This window comes from Rothia sp. 11254D007BW, from assembly GCF_053548195.1.
On sequence record NZ_JBPWPK010000001.1, the window covers coordinates 792,382 to 811,875 of the forward strand.

The 19,494-nt window shown below is 61.3% G+C and carries 12 protein-coding genes; 4 read left to right on the plus strand and 8 right to left on the minus strand.

All coding sequences use genetic code 11. The features are described from left to right. Window positions 1-19: 19 nt before the first annotated feature. Complete coding sequence (locus tag ACEE43_RS03605) at window positions 20-1,633, plus strand: alpha/beta hydrolase (protein ID WP_449106932.1); 1,614 nt, start codon at window positions 20-22, stop codon at window positions 1,631-1,633. 133 nt (window positions 1,634-1,766) lie between these two features. Here ACEE43_RS03605 and ACEE43_RS03610 read toward each other — a convergent pair whose 3' ends face one another. After that, on the minus strand, window positions 1,767-3,476 hold the full coding sequence (locus ACEE43_RS03610; RefSeq protein WP_237185594.1) for a formate--tetrahydrofolate ligase: 1,710 nt from the start codon (window positions 3,474-3,476) through the stop codon (window positions 1,767-1,769). 238 nt (window positions 3,477-3,714) lie between these two features. Between ACEE43_RS03610 and ACEE43_RS03615 the strand changes: the two genes are divergently transcribed. Next, on the plus strand, window positions 3,715-5,223 hold the full coding sequence (locus ACEE43_RS03615) for an L-lactate MFS transporter (RefSeq protein ID WP_449106933.1): 1,509 nt from the start codon (window positions 3,715-3,717) through the stop codon (window positions 5,221-5,223). 49 nt (window positions 5,224-5,272) lie between these two features. Here ACEE43_RS03615 and ACEE43_RS03620 read toward each other — a convergent pair whose 3' ends face one another. The 3 genes from ACEE43_RS03620 to ACEE43_RS03630 all read right to left on the minus strand — a co-directional run bounded on the left by ACEE43_RS03620 (window position 5,273) and on the right by ACEE43_RS03630 (window position 9,383). After that, window positions 5,273-5,902, minus strand: coding sequence for a cation transporter (locus ACEE43_RS03620; RefSeq protein ID WP_449106934.1), 630 nt, complete (start codon window positions 5,900-5,902; stop codon window positions 5,273-5,275). A 96-nt stretch (window positions 5,903-5,998) separates the two neighbouring features. Beyond that, entirely contained in the window at window positions 5,999-7,741 is a 1,743-nt protein-coding gene (locus ACEE43_RS03625) for an ABC transporter ATP-binding protein (RefSeq protein ID WP_449106935.1), read from the minus strand. Continuing rightward, window positions 7,734-9,383, minus strand: a complete 1,650-nt coding sequence (locus tag ACEE43_RS03630; RefSeq protein ID WP_237198843.1) for an ABC transporter transmembrane domain-containing protein — start codon at window positions 9,381-9,383, stop codon at window positions 7,734-7,736. The genes ACEE43_RS03625 and ACEE43_RS03630 overlap by 8 nt, the downstream gene beginning before the upstream one ends. Window positions 9,384-9,728: 345 nt before the next feature. Here ACEE43_RS03630 and ACEE43_RS03635 point away from each other — a divergent pair, with 345 nt between their 5' ends. Together ACEE43_RS03635 and ACEE43_RS03640 are read left to right on the plus strand one after the other, a co-directional pair. Next, window positions 9,729-12,332, plus strand: coding sequence for a DEAD/DEAH box helicase (locus ACEE43_RS03635; protein ID WP_449106936.1), 2,604 nt, complete (start codon window positions 9,729-9,731; stop codon window positions 12,330-12,332). Window positions 12,333-12,542: 210 nt separating this feature from the next. Continuing rightward, window positions 12,543-13,955, plus strand: coding sequence for an alpha/beta fold hydrolase (locus tag ACEE43_RS03640; protein ID WP_449106937.1), 1,413 nt, complete (start codon window positions 12,543-12,545; stop codon window positions 13,953-13,955). A 59-nt stretch (window positions 13,956-14,014) separates the two neighbouring features. On the opposite strand, the gene ACEE43_RS03645 is transcribed toward ACEE43_RS03640, so the two are convergent. The 4 genes from ACEE43_RS03645 to uvrB form a co-directional block, all read right to left on the minus strand. Further along, window positions 14,015-14,419 (minus strand): SdpI family protein, encoded by a 405-nt coding sequence (locus tag ACEE43_RS03645; protein WP_449106938.1) that lies wholly within the window; start codon window positions 14,417-14,419, stop codon window positions 14,015-14,017. A 199-nt stretch (window positions 14,420-14,618) separates the two neighbouring features. After that, window positions 14,619-15,815: a TerC/Alx family metal homeostasis membrane protein gene (locus ACEE43_RS03650; protein ID WP_449106939.1), complete on the minus strand. Its 1,197-nt coding sequence runs from the start codon at window positions 15,813-15,815 to the stop codon at window positions 14,619-14,621. 163 nt (window positions 15,816-15,978) lie between these two features. Then, on the minus strand, window positions 15,979-17,187 hold the full coding sequence (locus ACEE43_RS03655; RefSeq protein ID WP_449106940.1) for an MFS transporter: 1,209 nt from the start codon (window positions 17,185-17,187) through the stop codon (window positions 15,979-15,981). A gap of 78 nt (window positions 17,188-17,265) precedes the next feature. Beyond that, window positions 17,266-19,410, minus strand: coding sequence for an excinuclease ABC subunit UvrB (uvrB, locus tag ACEE43_RS03660; RefSeq protein WP_449106941.1), 2,145 nt, complete (start codon window positions 19,408-19,410; stop codon window positions 17,266-17,268). Window positions 19,411-19,494 lie beyond the last annotated feature (84 nt).

Consider the following 19,494-nt stretch of genomic DNA (forward strand, 5'->3'; position numbering starts at 1 on the left):
CCGTCGAAAGAAGACAGCCGTGACCATACTCCAGCACCAACCGGCCCGACGCCGCGCCGCCTACCTCACCACAGCCGTCCTGACCGCCAGCACCCTAGCCCTGGCAGGCTGTAGCCTCAGCGTCCCTTCTGCCCAGCAGCCGTCAGACCAGGCCCTCGCCCCCGCAACCGACCGTGCCCACGGGGCCAGCTGGCAGCGGGAAAACTTTGAAAACTTCTACGAGCAGACCATCACCTGGGGCGAGTGCACCGCCGAGCACAGCGGCTTCTCCCCCGAGAACGAAGAACTGCTGAAAGAAACCGGCTTCGACTACGCCAACTACGAGTGCGGCACCGTCACCGCCCCGCTCAACTGGGGAGACCCGGACGATAACCGCACCCTTGACCTTGCCGTCAGCCGCACCGTCTCTGCCGGCAGCGACCAGCAGATGCCCCTCTTCACCAACCCCGGCGGGCCGGGCATCGGCGGTATTCAGCACGCCATGTCGCTGGCAACCGACCCCTCTTTTGCACCCGTGCTGGAAAGCCACCAGCTCTGGGGTTTTGACCCGCGCGGTATTGGGGCGTCCTCCCCCGTGGTGTGCGAGTCAGACTCTGAAGTTGCCGCCGTACAGCTTGCCGAATGCGCCGCCAGCTCAGAGGTTGCCAACTACATGGGCACCTCCCAGGTAGCCCGCGATATGGAGCTGCTCCGCTCCCTAGCTGGGGGCGAGCGCCTTGACTACCTGGGCTACTCCTACGGCACCATGCTGGGGGCCACCTACGCCACCCTCTTCCCCGAGAAGGCAGGACGCATGGTGCTCGACTCGGCTGAAAATGCCCAGTGGGGTGCCCTGACCCACAACTACGACCAGATGGTGGCGGTATCGAAAGCTGTGGGTGCCCTGGCAGACCGATGCTCCGACCTCACCACCTCAGAAGGTGAAGCCGTGACCTGCCCCTTCACCAGCGAGCGCGAGATGCTCGACTACCAGAAATCCCTGACCGATAAGCCCCTGGTGGCCAGTGACGGCACCGAAATTACCGGTTTGGAGCTGCGTGATTACCTGACCAGCCAGCTCTACGGGCCGGACGTCATGCAGGGGGACGGCCTGGACCTGCTGGGTAAAGCCAAGGCCGGAGATAAGGAAGCTGTAGACGCCCTGGCTCAGATGATTGCGCATAACAGCGCTGAGATTGATACGGCCGGGCAGCTGGTGGTGTGCCCCTCTAAGCCTAAGACTCCGGACGTGGAGGCCCTGCTGGCTCATATGAAGGAGATGGGCGTTCCCGAGTTCATTGGCGGCCCCGAGATCACCGATGAGGTGCTGGCTGAGTTTACCGAGTTCGACTGTGCGGTTTTGCCCGCGACCGGCACCGATATCACGACGTCTTTCGACGCTTCGAAGGTTTCAACCGACCTGCTGGTCATCGGCATTACCGGTGACCACGCCACCCCCTACCAGCACGGTAAGGAGCTGGCCCGTCAGCTGGGGAAGGCTTCCTTCGTAACCTTGGAAGGGACTGGCCACGGGGCGTCCTTCTCCGGCCGCTCTACCTGCGTCGATGAGCTGGCGACCGCCTACCTGGTCGACGGCACCGTTCCCAAGGACGGTACCGTGTGCCAGCCGGACGCCCCAGAGGCTTATTCATAGGAGGTTCCGCAGGCTCACGCTCGCTGCCGACCCTCTCGCTGGTTCGCTTCGCTCACAAGCGATTCACGCCAGCCACCGAGCCAGCAGCTTCGCTGTGAGCCTGCTCCACCTACCCTAATAAATAAGCATCATTTTAGAAGAGGCCGACCATGGTGCCGTTCTCGTCAAAACCAATTCGCTCAGCAGCCGGGGACTTGGCCAGGCCCGGCATGGTACGCATAGTACCGCAGATAGCGTAAACATAACCGGCACCGGCAGCCAGGCGCACCTCGCGCACAGGCAGGGTCCAACCGGTCGGAGCACCCTTCAGCGAGGCGTCAGCCGAGATGGACAGGTGGGTCTTAGCAATGACGACCGGCAGCTTGCCGTAGCCCAGCTCCTCGTAGCGGGCCAGCTGCTTGGCCGCAGCCGGGGCGACCTCAATACCGTCCGCCCCGTAGACCTTGGTGGCGACCTTCTCAATCTTGGTGGTCAGGCTGTCTTCGTCCTCGTAGGTGTAGGTCAGCTCGCTCACATCATCGCAGGCGGCTGCGACAGCGTCCGCCAGCTCAGTCACGCCCTTACCGCCCTCGGCAACGCCTCGGTGAATCGCCACGCGAGCGCCTGCCTCCTCGGCAATGCGGCGGATCGTCTCGTGTTCTGACTCGAAATCGGTGGGGAAGGCGTTGATAGCAACCACCGGCTGCACGCCGAAGGAGCGCACAATCTCGATGTGCTTGAGCAGGTTAGCGGCGCCCGCCTCGACGTCCTCAGTGTTCTCTGCCAGCAGGCCCTCGGGCAGGGGCTTGCCGGGCACAATCTTGTAGCGGCCCGAGTGGGACTTGAGGGAGCGGACGGTGACCACCAGGACGGCGGCGTCCGGCTTGAGGCCGGAGACGCGGCACTTGACGTTGAAGAAGCGCTCCGCCCCCATGTCTGCGCCGAAGCCGGCCTCGGTAATCACATAGTCGGCGTGTTCAAGACCAACGTAGTCAGCGACAACCGAGGAGTTACCGGTGGCGATGTTGCCGAAGGGGCCCGCGTGAATCAGGGCGGGGGTCTTCTCAAGGGTCTGGAGCAGGTTGGGATTGATAGCGTCAGCCAGGATGACGGCCATAGCACCGTCGGCCTTGAGGTCGGCTGCGGTGACGGGGTCCCCGTCCACATTGAGGCCAATCACGATCTTGGCCAAGCGCTCCTGCAGGTCGGCGAAGCTGGTGGAGAGCGAAAGAATCACCATGATTTCGCTGGCTGAGGTGATGTCGAAGCCGGTTTCGCGGGGCACGCCGTCCATGCGCTCGCCCAGACCGATAACGATGTTGCGCAGGGCGCGATCGTTCATGTCGATGACGCGGCGCCAGGTGATGGCGCGGGTGTCGATGCGCAGTTCGTTGCCATGGTGCAGGTGGTTGTCGATCATGGCAGCAAGCAGGTTGTGGGCTGCGGTGACGGCGTGGAAGTCACCGGTCAGGTGCAGGTTGAGCTTCTCCATAGGGACGATCTGGGAGTAGCCGCCGCCTGCTGCGCCGCCCTTGATGCCGAAGGTGGGGCCCATGGAGGGCTGACGCAGGGTCAGCATGGCCTTACGGCCGGTTGCTGCCATACCCTGGGCCAGGGAGACCGAGGTTGCGGTCTTACCTTCACCGAGAGGGGTGGGGGTAACGGCGGTGACCACGATGTACTTAGAGCCACGAGCCAGAGCCTTTTCTGCGGTGGTGTCGTCGGTCAGCTGTACTTTGGCAACGTACTTGCCGTAGGGCTCTAGGCGATCTTCATTGATGCCAGACGCTGCGGCAATCTCGGTAATCGGCTGCAGGGTCGCTGCCTGGGCGATTTCAAGATCAGAGGGGAAGGGCTTGCTCATAATGTGAACTTCCTTGTTTACTAGCTTATCTGCCACCACCCAGTTTAGTGCCCTGAGTCATGTTTTGCAGACCCAGCACACTCAACACATCTCAAGGAATACTCAAAATTTTAGAAGAGTTACCAGGCCCGCCATCCTAGGAGAGGTAGCACACTTCAGCCGTCGGCATGAGGTAATGTTGAGCGCATCACTACACATTGAATTTCGCCAGCAGACATACATCTCAGAGGAAAGCTTCATGTCAGTTCTTGATAGGTCAGCCATCATCGCGCCCGTCACTTTTAACCGCTGGTTCATGGCACCAGCAGCACTCGCCATTCATCTCTGCATCGGGCAGGTCTACGCCTGGTCAGTTTTCAAGACCCAGCTGGTCACCCACTTTGGCTCGACCGAAACCGCAGTGGGCTGGGTCTTCTCTCTTGCCATCGCTATGCTGGGCATCTCAGCGGCCATCGGCGGTACCTGGGTGGAGCGGGTTGGGCCCCGCAAGTCGATGCTCACTGCGGGAACCTGCTGGGTTCTAGGCTTTCTCATCGCGTCTCTGGGCGTGACCACCAACCAGCTGTGGTTAGTTTTCCTGGGTTACGGTGCGCTCGGCGGCGTTGGTCTGGGGCTGGGCTATATTTCCCCGGTATCTACCCTCATGAAGTGGTTCCCTGACCGCCCGGGCATGGCCACCGGGCTTGCCATCATGGGGTTCGGCGGCGGTGCGCTCATCGCTTCTCCCGTATCAGCCCAGCTCATGGAACTCTTTTCAGGCTCAGCCGAAAAGACAGAACAGGCCTCAGCGCTCGTCCCCTCATTCTTGGTTCTCGCTGCCTCCTACGCTCTTATTATTCTGCTGGGCGCTTTCGTCATCAGGGTCCCCCACCCCGACTGGAAGCCCGCCGGGTTCGACCCGTCCCAGCAGAAGCCCAACACCATGCGCACCAATAAGAACGTCACCGCAGCCCAGGCTATCCGCACGCCCCAGTTCTGGCTGCTCTGGACGGTACTATTCACCAACGTCACCGCCGGTATCGGTCTGCTGGAATCAGCCTCCCCCATGATTCAGTCCTACTTCCCCATCTCCGCCGCGGCGGCAGCCGGCTTCGTCGGTCTGCTGTCCCTGGGCAACATGGGTGGCCGCTTCATCTGGTCATCAACCTCAGATATCATCGGCCGCAAGAACATCTACGTCATGTACCTAGGTGTGGGGCTGGCCCTCTACATCATCTGGGCGCTCTTCGGTAACGTCAGTCTGGTGCTCTTCATCGCTACCGCTTTCATCATCATTTCCTTCTACGGCGGTGGCTTTGCCACTATCCCGGCCTACCTGCGCGATATGTTTGGCACCCTCCAGGTAGGGGCCATCCACGGCCGTCTGCTAACCGCCTGGTCAGCTGCGGGCATTGCTGGGCCGCTCATCGTCAACCTGGTTCAGGACACCGTACGCGGCGGCAACCCTGATGCCTCGGGTGCCGAGCTCTACCAACCTTCCCTCTTCATCATGGTGGGCGTGCTGGCTATCGGGTTCATCGCCAACCTGCTGGTCAAGCCGGTGAACGAGAAGCACCATGCCTCAGAAAAGGACATGGCCAAGCTGGCGGGCCACGGGAAGCTAGGTACCTCCGACCAGCAAATTAAGGTCAACGCCGGTGGCCCGCTGCATACCCTGGCAGCCTGGGCCCTGACCCTACTCGTCACAAGCGGCTTGGTCTATGGTTTAGCCCAGACCGTAATCCGCTCGCTGGCGCTTTTTAGCTAAAGACCAGAGGCCCTGCTCTGAGAGCTCCCCGCGAGTTCAGGGCAGGGCCTTAGTCGTCGTCGAGGTCGCCAGCTAAGGCCTTGGCAGCCAGCGATTCCTCCTGGGCGGTTTCCCATACTTCCTTGGCAGCCCCCAGGTTTAGCACCAGGATGAGGGCACCAAGTACCAGATCAGGCCAGCCGCTACCTACCCAGGCGGTGAGACCGGCTACGACGATGATAGCGAGGTTGATGAGCACATCGTTGCGAGCTGCCAAAAAGGCGGCTGCGGTGAGCGACCCGGCACCGGCACGGAAACGAGCCAGAATCAGGGTACAGATGAGGTTAACCACCACAGCGCCACCCGCAGTAACGAAGAGGGCGAGCGCATCGGGGGCGCCGGGGTCAGGGAATTTAGCCACGATCTGCCAGACAGCCGCCAGGGACGGGAGCAGGATAATGAGGGCGGACGCCTTCCCCGCCCTCGCCTGCCAGGTCAGCGACCAGCCCAGGGCGATTGCAATGAGAGTATTGACCGCGAAGTCCTCGAAGAAATCTACGCTGTCGGCCAGCAGGCTGACCGAGCCAATGGCCAGGGCGATAGCTCCCTCGATGAAGAAGTAGGCAAGGTTGAGACCGGCAACCAGCAGGACGGCGCGGCGCAGGTGGACGGGGTCGATTAGGGGCTTAGATGAACTCACAGGTCTAGATTAGCACCGCCCCGCCCGGGGTCTCGGGCGGGGCGGCAGCTTAGCCAGGGTGAATGAAGCCCAGACGTCTTAGACCTGTGAGGTTTCTTAGGCGCGGGCAAAGATTTCTGCCGGGGCCCCCTCTGCAACCAGCTCACCGTCTTCAAGGAGCACGGCCCGGTCAGCCAGTGAGGCGATGCGGGCATCGTGGGAGATGATGATGACGGCCCGGCCCTGCATTACCGCGGCCAGGGACTGGCGGGCGTCCGCCAGTTCCAGCTGGGTGGTTGATTCATCCAGAATCACCGCGTGGGGGTTGGCAGCCACAATGCGGGCTAGACCCAGCTGCTGAATCTGGTCGCGGGTGAGCTCTGTGCTACCGCCGCCGACCCGGCTCTCCAGCCCCTCGGGCAGGTCATCGACCCAGGTCGCGCCGACCGCCCGTAAGGCGGTGAGCATCTGCTCGGTGCTAGCGTCGGGGGCTGCCACGGTCATGTTCTCGGCCAGGGAGCCGACAAAGACGTGGGCCTCCTGGGTGCAGATGAGCAGGGCGGGGCGTCCGCTGGCATCGGGCTGGGTGGGGTACAAACCGTTGCCCACTAGCTGACTGCCGACCTGCACGGTGCCGCTATCTGCGGTGAGCGACCCGGCAATCAGGCGGGCAAGGGTGGTCTTACCCGAGCCGGAGCGCCCTACCAGGGCAAGGCTCTCCCCCGCCGCCAGCTGCAGGTCAACCCCCTTAATCACGGGGGCGTCCGGGTCGTACCCGTAGGTCACGCCCTGCAGACTAATGACCGGGGCGGACGCGCCCTGCCCGGGCAGGTGCGCCGGGGCAGATACCTGCCCGGCGGCACGGCGGGCCTGCTGCTGGTTCGACAGGTCAATAACACCAAAGACACGCCCCATGGTGACGGTCATTTCGCGCAGGCGGTCGAGCCAGAAGGTGAAGATATCCGAGTTGTCGCGCATAGTGAAGAGCATGATAGAGGCGGTTGCAACGTCGCCCCAGGTAGCCCACCCCTGCTCCACGCAGTAGGCGCCCCAGACCATGGAGAGCACCAGGGGTAGGAAGGAGTTGAAGGCGTCCACGGCCCAGAAGATGGAGCGCACCACAACCATGCGATCGCTGACCTCAAAGGTTTTCCAGATGCGCTCATCCTGCACCCGGGCACGGGCCTCACTGATCCCCAGCTCTTCAACGGTCCCAGCACCGCGAATGTTTTCGGTTGCTACCACGGTCAGGTCGCTGACCGCCTCGGTCTTTTCCCGGGTGAGCTTGGCAATCCGGGGTAGGAAAATCGAAAGCACGATGGTCATCACGATAAACATGGGCACGGTCACCAGGCCGATGGCCGGGTTGACGGTGAAGATGGTAGCTGCGGTAATCAGCATGTAGATGCTGATATGGGCGAATTCCGGCAGGCCGGTGGCCAGTACCTGGCGCACGCTGTCGACGTCGTCGGTCAGGCGGGCTACCAGGTCGCCGGAGCCGGCATCCTCAACGGTCTGGGCGTCCAACTGCAGGGAGGCCCCGACCAGGTCAATGCCCAGGTCGCGGTTGAGACGCACACCCATTTTCTGGCCCTGGAAGGTCCAGGCGCGGGCCAGCAGGGCCCCGGCCAGCACAGCAGCACCGATAACCGCCAGCTCTGCCCAGGGGTAGCCGGTCAGCTGCCCGGTGGTAGCCCGGTCAATGAGCTGCCCCACCATGATGGGGGTAATCAGGGTTGCCACGGAACTAGCTACAAACAGCAACACCAGCAGAGCAAGCTGCCAGGGGGTCTTGAGAATGGACCGAGCCAGCAGCCGCCAGGTGGTCTTACCGTCGGTTATGGGAAGGAGGTTAGCCACGGGCCTCACCTGCTTTCAGTCGTCGCTCAACCTCCATGGTGGTTGAGACCAGGTAAATCTGGCGGATGTGTTCGAGAGGGCCGGGCTGGCCCGTATGGGTTTCGAGCTGGTTCAAGATGAACTTCTGGCTGGGTTCGTCCACCGAGTTCAGCGGTTCGGTGAGCACCAGCACAGACGCCGGCTGGGCCAGTGCCCGGGCTAGGGCAAGGCGCTGCCGCTGGCCACCAGAGAGGTTGGTGCCTTCTGAGGCCAGGGTACTGGCCAGGTATTTTTCGGGGTCGCGGCCACCGAGTCGGAAAGCGATTTCTTCGGAGTCGGTGAGCTTCAGCAGCTCAATCATGCGTTCCCGGCTCAGCCCCTCGGTGCCCATCTGCAGGTGGTCAGCCAGGGAGCCGGCAAAAATCATGGGGTTGGGTTCCGAAAGAAGCACACGCTCACCCCCGGCGAGGACGCCCGCCGCCTGCTCCCTGCCCGGGGCAGGTTGAGTTTGGCGTAGGGCTTCGGTCAGAGCTTCGGCGTAGTCCTGGGCTGGCAACCCGGCTTCGCGCGGGTTGATGTAGTGAACCGGGGTGCTGGCCCGGGGAACCTCAACCAGCGCCTGCCCTGCTGCGGCGCTGGTCGCCGGGGCGGGGGCGTCCTTACCCTCTACCTGAGAGTTACCCTCAACCTCAGCCGCAAGTCTATCTACACGCTTGAGGGCAACACGGGCATTGCGCCAGTCAAAGAGCAGCATCTCCACCGACCAGATGGGGCCGGTTAGGGTGTTAATCAGACCAACCACTGTGACCAGCTGACCCGCGGGTACCTCTGTTATCCAGGTGCCCTCAGGGGCAGCCCCACGCAGGGCCAGGGCGATTACTACCCAGGTTACGGTACCTACCAGAAAATTACGCACTGCATAAGACCAGGTCTGCACGCTCTCCAGGCGGATCTGGGAGGTGTAGACATCCTGGGCCGTTGCCCCGTAGCGGTCCATCATGCGGCGCTGGGCGCCCAAGCCCAAAATAGTGCGAATCGAAGAGGCAATATCTGAAGCCCGGGAGGTAGACACCCCCACCTTGTCACGGAAAATATCCGCGTGCTTTTCCAAGAGTTTGGAAATCCAGGTGAGGGTCAGCATGGTGAGAATCAGCCCGCCCAGAGCCACCACCGCAATCGCCGGGCTAATGCGCCAGAGCTGCCAGGTGCCCAGGGCGGTCACGCCCACCGCAGAAAAAGCCATAATCATGGGCTCCCACATCTCGGCCATTGCCCGGGCGTCCTTATTCAAAATCGCAATGAGGGCACCGGTATCGCGGTTGGGGCTGCGGGAGATTAGGTGGGCGATGTAGAGCCGCCAGTCCCTCTCGATGCGGGCTACTACCCTAAAGGTGATGCCCCAGCCCACAAATTCAACGATCGACAGGTAGACCACTACGCCCACTAACAGCCAGACCAGCCGCCAGGCAGCTACCTCATCGCCGGAGGTATGCAGGTCAATAATCGTGCCCACCAGAACCGGCAGGAAGACCAGGGCGAGGGAGGTCAGAATATCGAGGGGAAAGGGCAGAAAGAAGAGGGGTCGCCAGCGGAAACCCGGCGGGGCGATACGGAACTTAACTTTTTCTTTGGGCGTCTTTATCTCGTCAGTCATCTCAGTCATCAGGCTACTCTTTCAGCGTGTGCGTGCGGGTGTGCAGGTCGTGTGTGAGGGAAAAACCCGCAGGGCATAAAAATACCTACCGGGTTCGCTTGCCCCGATAGGTGTGTCTACGTCAGGTTATCGTACTCGTCTAACCGGCAGTCGGGCTAGAAGCGAGCGCACCATCGATGTGTCTACCCACGGGGAGGCTGTTGAAGGGAATAGGTCGATTATTCATTTCGCGGGCCTCCTTTCGTGAGCTAGATATGCGGTTAAGTTCTGCCCTTTACCTTAGAACACTCTAGGCAGGTTTGACAAGCGTCATACCCGCCTTTATCTTGACCGGTCTATTAAACTAGAAGAACCATGAAGATTCTTCCCTTTCTCTCCCCCTCTTTAGCCGATAACAGCAAGCCCTATTTCCGTGGCGATTTTGCCTCTAACCCGCTCACGGGCGATGAAGCCTACGAGGCCTTTCTGGCCTGGATTGAGGCTCGCGGTATGCAGCTGTACCCGGCCCAGGACGAAGCTGTGCTTGATTTGGCGGCGGGCAACAACGTCATTTTGGCGACCCCTACCGGGTCGGGCAAGTCGACCGTGGCGGTTGCGGCTCATTTTATGGGTCTGGCGACCGGCCAGCGCTCCTACTACACCGCCCCTATTAAGGCCCTGGTGTCTGAGAAGTTCTTTGATCTCTGCGAGATTTTCGGGGCTGAGAACGTGGGTATGGTGACCGGCGATTCTTCTATTAACGCCGATGCCCCCATCGTCTGTTGCACCGCCGAGATTCTTGCCAATATTGTGCTGCGTGAGGGTGAAGGGGCTGATCTGACCCAGGTGGTCATGGATGAGTTCCATTTCTACTCTGACCCCCAGCGCGGTTGGGCTTGGCAGGCTCCCCTGCTTGACCTGCCCCAGGCCCAGTTCCTGCTTATGAGCGCAACCCTGGGCGATACTAGCCGTTTTGAGCGTGAGCTGACGGAGCTCACCGGGCGGCAAACCTCCCTGGTCACTAGCGAGACCCGCCCCATTCCGCTCAACTACACCTACTCCCGGGAGCCCCTGGTTGAGAAGGTAGACGAGCTAGTGAGCACCCACCAGGCCCCGGTCTACATTGTGCATTTCTCTCAGCTTCAGGCCATTGATACAGCCGCTTCGCTCATGAGCCTGGCTATTGCGTCTAAGGAAGACAAGGAACGCATCAACGAGCTGACCGCCGGCTTCCGCTACTCGGCGGGCTTCGGTAAGCAGCTGCAGAAGTACATCAAGAACGGTATCGGAATTCACCATGCCGGCATGCTGCCCAAGTACCGCCGCCTGGTGGAGCAGCTAGCCCAGGCGGGTCTGCTCAAGGTCATTTGCGGTACCGATACGCTGGGTGTGGGTATTAACGTCCCCATCCGCACGGTGCTCGTAACTGCCCTTTCGAAGTTTGACGGGCAGCGCACCCGCCGCCTGAAGTCCCGTGAGTTCCACCAGATTGCAGGACGCGCGGGCCGGGCTGGCTTTGATACGGCCGGTTACGTGGTGGTTCAGGCCCCCGAACACGAGATTGAGAACGACCGGCTTGAGGCCAAGGCCCGGGAAAAGTTCAACGGGGATGAGAAGAAGATGGCCCAGTCGCTGCGGGGTAAAAAGAAGAAGCCCCCGCAGGGCTTTGTGGCGTGGAGCGACAAGACTTTCGAGCAGATTATTGCCGCAGAACCCGAGCCGCTGACCTCGTCCTTCCAGATGACCCACTCCATGATGCTCAATATGCTGCAGCGCGAGGCTGACCCCTTTGAGACCGTCATGCTCTTCCTCACCGCCAACCACGAGCCGCCGATTAAGCAGCGCGCCCTCAAGCGCAAGGCGATTGGCATCTACCGGGAGCTACTCAACGGGGGCGTGGTGGAGCGCCTGCCGGAGCCCGACGAGTTCGGCCGCACCGTGCGCCTGACCGTCTCGCTGCAGGAGAACTTCGCCCTGAACCAGCCGCTCTCCCCCTTCGCGCTGGCTTCGCTGTCTCTGCTTGATAAGGAGTCGGAGTCCTACGCTCTCGATGCGGTCTCGGTGATTGAGTCCACCCTGGAAAAGCCCCGCCAGGTGCTGATTGGCCAGGAGAAGAAGGCTAAGAGTGAGGCCCTGGCCGAGATGAAGGCTGAGGGGCTCGACTACAACGAGCGTATGGCTGAGCTCGACAAAATCACCTACCCACAGCCCCTGGCTGACCTGCTAGAACAGGCCTTTGAGACCTACTCGGCGGGCGCTCCCTTTATGAAGGAGTTTGAGGTAGAACCCAAGAGCGTGGTGCGCGATATGTACGAGCGGGCCATGGGCTTTGGCGACTACATCCAGTTCTACGGGCTGGAGCGCTCCGAGGGTATTCTGCTGCGCTACCTGTCGGACGCTTACAAGGCCCTGCGCCAGACCGTGCCCCTATCTGCCCTGACCGATGAGCTCACCGACGTGATTGAGTGGCTGGGCGAGGTCATCCGCCAGACCGACTCATCCCTGGTGGACGAGTGGGAGCGCCTGGCTGCCGGCGAGGAAGGCACCCCTGTGCAGGACTCTCTTGAAGAGCTCGTTGCTGAGTCGGCTCCCAAGGTGACAAGCAACGTCCGCGCCTTTAAGGTGATGGTGCGCAATGCTCTCTTCCGCCGGGTTGAGCTTTTTGCGGACGAGCGCGACCGCCTGCTGGGCGAACTGGACGGCGAGCGCTCGGGTTGGGACGCCGACCGCTGGGCTGAAGCGATGGACGACTACTTTGAGGAGTACGAGGATATCTATACGGACGCCGAGGCCCGCTCCCCGCGCCTGATTGAGATTGATGACGACACGGCTGAGCACCCCGGGGTGTGGAAGGTACGCCAGGTCTTTGCCGACCCCGATGACAACCACGATTTCGGGATTGTCGCCAGGGTCGACCTGGACGCCTCCGACGAGGAAGGCGCGCCCGTGGTGCTGATTGAGAGTGTGGGGGCTTTCTAGTTTCCCAGTAAGGGACCAGATTCCTACCGAAGTCCTGATGGGCATGACGTACTATCGGTAGTTATCTGGTCCCTACTAGGTGGGGGTAGCGATTCTCACTTCTAAAGCGGTCACATTAGAACTTCTTACGCACCACCTCAGAGCCGGTGCGGGGAAGCTAGGGTAGCCTATCGGTAGAAGAAAGACCTGATTTGCGCGCAAAGGAGCCCCATGCCTACCCACCCCCGCCTACCCCAGCCGACCCACCGCGTCGGCGTCACCCACACCATTGAATCCCTCAAACTGGTAGACCACTGGTTCACTGTGCCCCTAACCCACGGGCTCATCTACGGCAAGGGTGAAGAGGCAGCCCTGGAATCCCGCTTTGCCGACCAGACCATCACCGTCTTCGCTCGCGAAGTCATCGATACCTCTGACGCCCTCACCACCCCCGTCGATGAGCGCCCCTACATGGTCTACCTGCAGGGCGGCCCCGGCGGCAAGAGCCCCCGCCCTATCTCTGAAGGCGGCTGGGTCCAGGAACTCGCCAAGACCCACCGCCTGATTCTGCTGGACCAGCGCGGCACCGGCAATTCCACCCCGCTCTCTGCCCGCGTCATCACCGCCCAGGGCAGTCCCGAGGTACAGGCTGAGTTCTGCGAGCTCTTCCGCGCCGACTCCATCATTGCCGACGCCGAGGTCGTCCGCGAAATCCTGTTGGCAGACCGCACAGACAAGCGCTGGTCGACCATGGGCCAGAGCTTCGGTGGCTTCTTGACCCTCTCCTACCTTTCCTTTGCACCCGAGTCCGTCAAGGATTCCCGCATGACCGCGGGGCTTGCCCCCATCCGCTCCCACGTGGATGACGTCTACCGCTCCACCCTCGACCGTATGAAGGAGCGCACCGAGGAATACTACGGCTGGTACCCCGAAGATAAGGAGCTGGCCGTCCGCATCTGCGAGCACCTGGCCAAGAATGAGGAATACCTGCCCACCGGCGAGCGCCTAACCCCGCACCGCTTCCAGATGCTAGGCAATATTCTGGGGGGTAACGGCCGGGCTAGGGGCCTGCACTATGTACTGGAGTCCGCTTTTGCTGAGTCTGATAAGTGGCTCTCTGACCAGTTCCTGACAGAGGTTAGCACCCAGGTCAGCTTCCAGTCTTCCCCCCTCTACGGCCTGTTGCACGAGACGATTTATGCGGACGGCCCCGCGCAGGGGCTAGGGGGCACCTCGCCGTCTGCTTCACCGACGAACTGGTCTGCTGCCCGCATGTACGCTGAGCGCCCGGACTTTGCCGAGGATGCCTCTCCCCTGCTGCTGACCGGTGAGCATATCTTCCCCTGGTATTACGAGGAGGACCCGGCTCTGCGTCCGCTGGCGGAGGTTGCCCAGCTGCTGGCGGAGAAGAAGGACTGGGGCCGTCTCTACGACCACGACCGGCTGGCCCGCAACGAGGTGCCCCTGGTTGCAGCGGCCTACGTGCCCGATGTGTACGTGGATTACGCCCACTCGATGACAACCGCCGGGTTCGTGGGTAATACCCGTGTGTGGACGTCTAAGACCCATCACCATGACGGTCTAGGCGCGGACGGCCCCCTGATTCTGGGCCATCTGAAGAATCTGCTGGCTGATATGCGCTAACGGATTTCAGCTATAACAAGAAGGCCGAGAGATGCAGCTGCACCTCTCGGCCTTTTTGTTCAGCGATGGGTTGGGGAGGTCTGCTGGTCTTGTTCCCAGGCCCGGTGGGCGTCATTGGCGGCAGACGTTCCTCGTGTCATGGCAACTACCAGCATGGCGATAGTGGGAAGAATCAGAAAGGCGAGACCAACAGGAATAACTGCGGAATTGTGAACCATCAACCCCAGAGCCAGGACGAGGGCTGCCCCAGCAATCTGAGCCCAGGCGCAGATTCGCAGCGCAGGGGCAATCGCCCTATGGGCCGCGTACCAGGCGGCATCCGACTGCATAGTTGCTGTGGTGCGGACGCCCACCAGTCCGTTACGGCGCAAGGTACCGGCTGCACCCATGCGGGCTATCGCCAGAAAGAGCCCACCCAGCAAGAGCAGGCAAAAGACCAGGGGTAGATACTCGGCTGCAGACATGGAAACTCCCTTCTTGGGCAGAAACAGGGGTTAGGGTCAATTCTACTCAAACCTGAAATCTAGTTCTAGAGCCCCAGCTCTTGTGACACCTCCACATGCAAAGACCGCTGGCCCCTTCCCTCTCGGGATGGGGCCAGCGGTCGTGAAGCCGGGGCGGGCGTCCGCACCCCTAGTTCTTGGGGCGGACGCCTACCGCCGGTTAGGCGCTGCGCTCGGCGTGAGCGGTGCGGGCACGACGGACCAGGTCCTGGTACTCGTTCTCCGACTCAATCAGTTCGTCGCGGTACTTCTGCGGAATCTCGCGGGACTTAGCAACCTGCTCATCCAACTGACGCTGAATCTCAGCGCGCTCAGCCTCAGAAGCATCGGCGGGCAGGTTCAGGTACTTCTCAGACAGGGTCTGAACACGTTGGATGGTTGCCAGAGCCTTGCCCTTGGGTGAGAGCAGGGAGGCCAGGACGGTCACAATCAGCACACCCACGATGACGGTCAGTGAGAAGCCGATGGTGACTTCAACAACGTGAACCGGCTGACCATCGTTGATGAAGGGCAGGGTGTTCTCGTGCAGGGCGTGCAGCAGCAGCTTCACACCGATGAAGGCCAGGATGATAGACAGGCCCCATGAGAGGTAGATGAGGCGATCCAGCAGGCCGTCAATCAGGAAGTAGAGCTGACGCAGACCCATCAGGGAGAAGGCGGTCGCGGTGAAGACGATGTAGGCTTCCTGGGTCAAACCGAAGATTGCGGGGATGGAGTCCAGGGCGAAGAGGATGTCGGTACCACCGATAGCTACCATGACCAGCAGCATGGGGGTCATGACCTTCTTGCCGTTTTCTACGGTGAAGAGCTTGTCACCATCGTAGTAGTCAACGGTGTTGAACATCTTCTTGGCCAGGCGAACGACGAAGTTGTTGGCTTCGTCCTCCTCTTCCTTGTCGGTGACTTCACCCTTGATGAGGTTACCGGCGGTGTAAATCAGGATCAGGCCGAAGAGGTAGAAGACCCAGCTCCAGCGCTCAATAGCGGCAGCACCAATCAGGATGAAGATGGTGCGGGCGATCATGGCGAAGATAATACCGAAGAGCAGCACCTTTTGCTGGTCTTCGCGCGGCACCTTGAAGGAGGCCATGATAATCAGGAAGACAAAGAGGTTATCGACGCTCAAAGCCTTCTCGGTGATGTAGCCGCCGTAGTATTCTGCAGCGAACTGGGTGCCGTCCCAGAAGAGGATGACCAGGCCAAAGAGCAGGGCGATACCCACGTAGACGGCCGACCAAATCGCGGCCTCTTTGATGGTGGGTTCGTGCGCTTTACGCACGTGGAAGAAGAAGTCGTAAGCAAGCAGTGCCAGGATGAACGCAATCGTTACACCCCACTGCAACCCAGTGATATGCATTGGGAGCCTTTCTTGTGGTTGGGGTTTGCCAAAATCCACAAGTCTCTCCCACCACCGCTGAGGGTGGTTTCCTGCCCCGGTTGGGCGCCTTCGATCAACGTGCTGACGATGCAGGAATTAGTGGGATACTCCCTTGCTCGGTCTACAACTATAACCCATCTTCTTACTTTTGAACAGACGCGCGGGCGTCCTTAAGGCCGAGCACGATAGCACAGACCAGGAGAAGGACGGCCGCGCCCGCCCAGGCTGCGGCAAAGCTAGTTGCCTGCGCGGCGGCACCGATGGCGAGAGAGCCGAGGCCGGTGCCGATGTCGAAGTGGGAGTTCCAGGCGACGGACGCCCGCTGGGTGGCGTCCGGCCCACCGGCGTCCGACAGGGCGCGCACCATGGTGACCGACTGCAGGAAGCCGTAGCCGAACCCGATCAGGGTTGCACCAGCCAGGAGGAAGATGATGGAGGGAAGGCTCGCGCCATTGACCCAGCCAACAAGGGCAGCGCCCAGGGCCGTGAGGGCCAGCACCGGGGTCATGAGAAGGCGGGTACCAAACCGGTCGGTGAGGGATCCGCCATAGAGACGGGTGGGGGTTGCCAGGGCGCAGAGCAGGAGCAGAGCCCCGGTCGCCAGGGTGGCAGTGGGGGCAATTTCGGTGGAGAAGGTCATGAAGGCACCGCCGACGCTGGTGACGAGTGTGAGGGTCAGCAGCGCGGGCCAGATGCGGGCGATGATGGTTGCGGTGGAAGTTACAGGGGTGGCGTCACTCCCCTGCTCACCGGCCCTTTGTTCTTCCATGAAGTGGTCAACCAGTCGGCCTAGCTGCAGGGCGAAGGGAGCTGCTATTGCTGCGATTGCCCCGGCTGAGATCACCGAGCGGTAGCCAAAGGTATCGAGCGCCCAGGGAACGACGGGTGTGAAGAACATCTGGGCACCTGCAGCTGCCAGCCCGTAGAGCCCGACAGCCCGCCCCCGGTACTCGACGGGAATGAGGTAGGACATAGCCGATGAGCAGCAGACGGTGACAATACCGAAGCCGATACCGCGCAGACCCGAGGTAACAAGGACGTTGAGTAGGTCGGGGCTCAGAGCCTGAATGAGGGAGGGCAGCCCCATAAAGAGGGTGCCCACCGGCAACACGAGCGCCCAGGAGAAGCGGCGAGTGAGAGCGGGGACGCTGAACTGGGTGGCTACGGTGACAGCCATCAGTACCGCGTTGGTGGCACCCGCGCCCAGGGAACCTGCCCCACCTGCCAGTGCCCAAGCCGGCGAGGCAGGAAGCAGGATAGATAGGCTGCAAATGGTCAGCCCGAAGGTAAGCAGAATCTGGGGCATACCCGGCATGCGGGCAACGCTGGGACGCGCGGTTTTCTGGCTCATCGAACCTCCCAAGGTGGTGCTGACACAAACTGCACCAGTCTACACTAAGCCCACGAGCTTCTAAAGAGCCCCAGGTGTTTAGGCGTGCCCGGCTTCCTGCATAGCGCGTAGCTCCTTCTTCAGATCGGCAATTTCATCGCGCAAGCGACCTGCCAGCTCGAACTTGAGCTCTTCGGCGGCCTGCATCATCTGGGCGTGCATCTCTTCGATCAGACCCAGCAGGTCTTCGGCGGGAGCTGCAGCAAGGCCGTCCTGACGCACCCGGGCTTCTGCCTTCTTGAAGAGCTCTTCGGCTTCGGGGCTGGTCGCCGCGTACTTGGTGCCCTTCTTAACCGGAGCCAGCTTGCCCGATGCCCCCTTGCGGGCGGCTAGGAGCTCTGCGGTGTCTTCTGACTCGCGGACCAGGGCGTCGGTGATGTCGGCAATTTTCTTGCGCAGGGGCTGGGGGTCGATACCGTGCTCGCGGTTGTAGGCCTGCTGAATCTCGCGGCGACGGTTGGTTTCATCGATAGCGGTGCGCATGGAGTCGGTGATTTTGTCGGCGTACATGTGCACCTGACCGCCCACGTTACGGGCGGCTCGGCCGATGGTCTGAATCAGGGAGGTGGTAGAGCGCAAGAAGCCCTGCTTGTCAGCGTCCAAAATAGCAACCAGGGAAACCTCAGGCAGGTCTAGACCCTCACGCAGCAGGTTGATGCCCACCAGCACATCGAAGACGCCCTGGCGCAGCTCGCTGAGCAGCTCCACACGGCGCAGGGTATCAACATCGGAGTGCAGGTACTGCACCTTAACCCCGTGTTCCAGCAGGTAGTCGGTGAGGTCCTCAGCCATACGCTTGGTCAGGGTCGTGACCAGCACGCGTTCGTCGCGCTCTACCCGCACACGGATCTCTTCGAGCAGGTCGTCAATCTGCCCCTCGGTCGGCTTGACCACGATTTCGGGGTCGACCAGGCCGGTGGGGCGAATAATCTGCTCCACCACCCCGTCGGCCTGGGCCAGCTCGTACTTGCCGGGAGTAGCTGAGAGGTAGACGGTCTGGCCGATGCGGTCGAGGAATTCCTCCCACTTGAGGGGGCGGTTATCCATGGCTGAGGGCAGGCGGAAGCCGTGCTCGACCAGGGTGCGCTTGCGGCTCATATCGCCCTCAAACATGGCACCGATCTGGGGAATGGTCACGTGGGATTCGTCGACAATGAGCAGGAAGTCATCGGGGAAGTAGTCCAGCAGGCAGTGCGGGGCTGTGCCGCGAGCGCGCCCGTCGATGTGGCTGGAGTAGTTTTCGATGCCGTTGCAGAAGCCCATCTGCTCCATCATCTCAAGGTCATACTGGGTGCGCATGCGCAGGCGCTGGGCTTCAACCAGTTTGTTTTGAGACTCCAGCTCCTGCAGGCGGTCGCGCAGCTCGTCCTCGATGGACGCAATGGCTCGGGCCATGCGTTCGGCGCCGGCTACGTAGTGGGAGGCCGGGAAGACGTACATTTCGGTTTCTTCGCGGATGACCTCGCCGGTGAGCGGGTGCAGGGTGTAGATAGCTTCGATTTCATCACCGAAGAACTCGATACGGATCGCGTTTTCTTCGTACATGGGGATGATTTCGACGGTATCGCCGCGGACGCGGAAGGTGCCGCGGTGGAAGTCTAGGTCGTTGCGGGCATACTGCATGGAGACGAAGCGGCGCAGCAGCTCGTCCCGGTCGATTTCTTCGCCCTGGCGCAGGGTCACCATCTGGGCAACGTATTCTTCGGGGGTGCCCAGGCCGTAGATGCAGGAGACGGTAGCAACCACCACAACGTCGCGGCGGGTCAGCAGGGAGTTGGTGGCGGAGTGGCGCAGGCGTTCGACTTCTTCGTTGATGGAGGAGTCTTTTTCGATGAAGGTGTCGGTCTGCGGCACGTAGGCTTCGGGCTGGTAGTAGTCGTAGTAGGAAACGAAGTACTCAACAGCGTTGTTGGGCAGCAGCTCGCGCAGTTCGTTGGCCAGCTGGGCAGCCAGGGTCTTGTTTTGCACCATGACCAGGGTGGGGCGCTGGACGGCCTCGATGAGCCAGGCAGACGTTGCAGATTTACCGGTGCCAGTGGCACCCATGAGCACGATGTCTTTTTCACCGTTCTGGACGCGTTCGGTCAGCTCCGCGATTGCCTTGGGCTGGTCACCAGCCGGCTGATACTCAGAGACAACTTCAAAAGGTGCAACAACACGGTTAATTTCTTGGGCAAGGCTCATGCCCTCTACCCTACCGAAAAACCCCCGACAAAACTAGAACATATGTACTAGTTTCATCGGGGGCTAACAAGCGGTCGCTCAGAC

Coding starts and splice junctions, on each gene's coding strand:
- ACEE43_RS03640 (WP_449106937.1), top strand. CDS start 12,543: ATGCCTACCCACCCCCGCCTACCCCAGCCGACCCACCGCGTCGGCGTC.
- ACEE43_RS03645 (WP_449106938.1), bottom strand. CDS start 14,419: ATGTCTGCAGCCGAGTATCTACCCCTGGTCTTTTGCCTGCTCTTGCTG.
- ACEE43_RS03615 (WP_449106933.1), top strand. CDS start 3,715: ATGTCAGTTCTTGATAGGTCAGCCATCATCGCGCCCGTCACTTTTAAC.
- uvrB (WP_449106941.1), bottom strand. CDS start 19,410: ATGAGCCTTGCCCAAGAAATTAACCGTGTTGTTGCACCTTTTGAAGTT.
- ACEE43_RS03630 (WP_237198843.1), bottom strand. CDS start 9,383: ATGACTGAGATGACTGACGAGATAAAGACGCCCAAAGAAAAAGTTAAG.
- ACEE43_RS03635 (WP_449106936.1), top strand. CDS start 9,729: ATGAAGATTCTTCCCTTTCTCTCCCCCTCTTTAGCCGATAACAGCAAG.
- ACEE43_RS03610 (WP_237185594.1), bottom strand. CDS start 3,476: ATGAGCAAGCCCTTCCCCTCTGATCTTGAAATCGCCCAGGCAGCGACC.
- ACEE43_RS03655 (WP_449106940.1), bottom strand. CDS start 17,187: ATGAGCCAGAAAACCGCGCGTCCCAGCGTTGCCCGCATGCCGGGTATG.
- ACEE43_RS03650 (WP_449106939.1), bottom strand. CDS start 15,815: ATGCATATCACTGGGTTGCAGTGGGGTGTAACGATTGCGTTCATCCTG.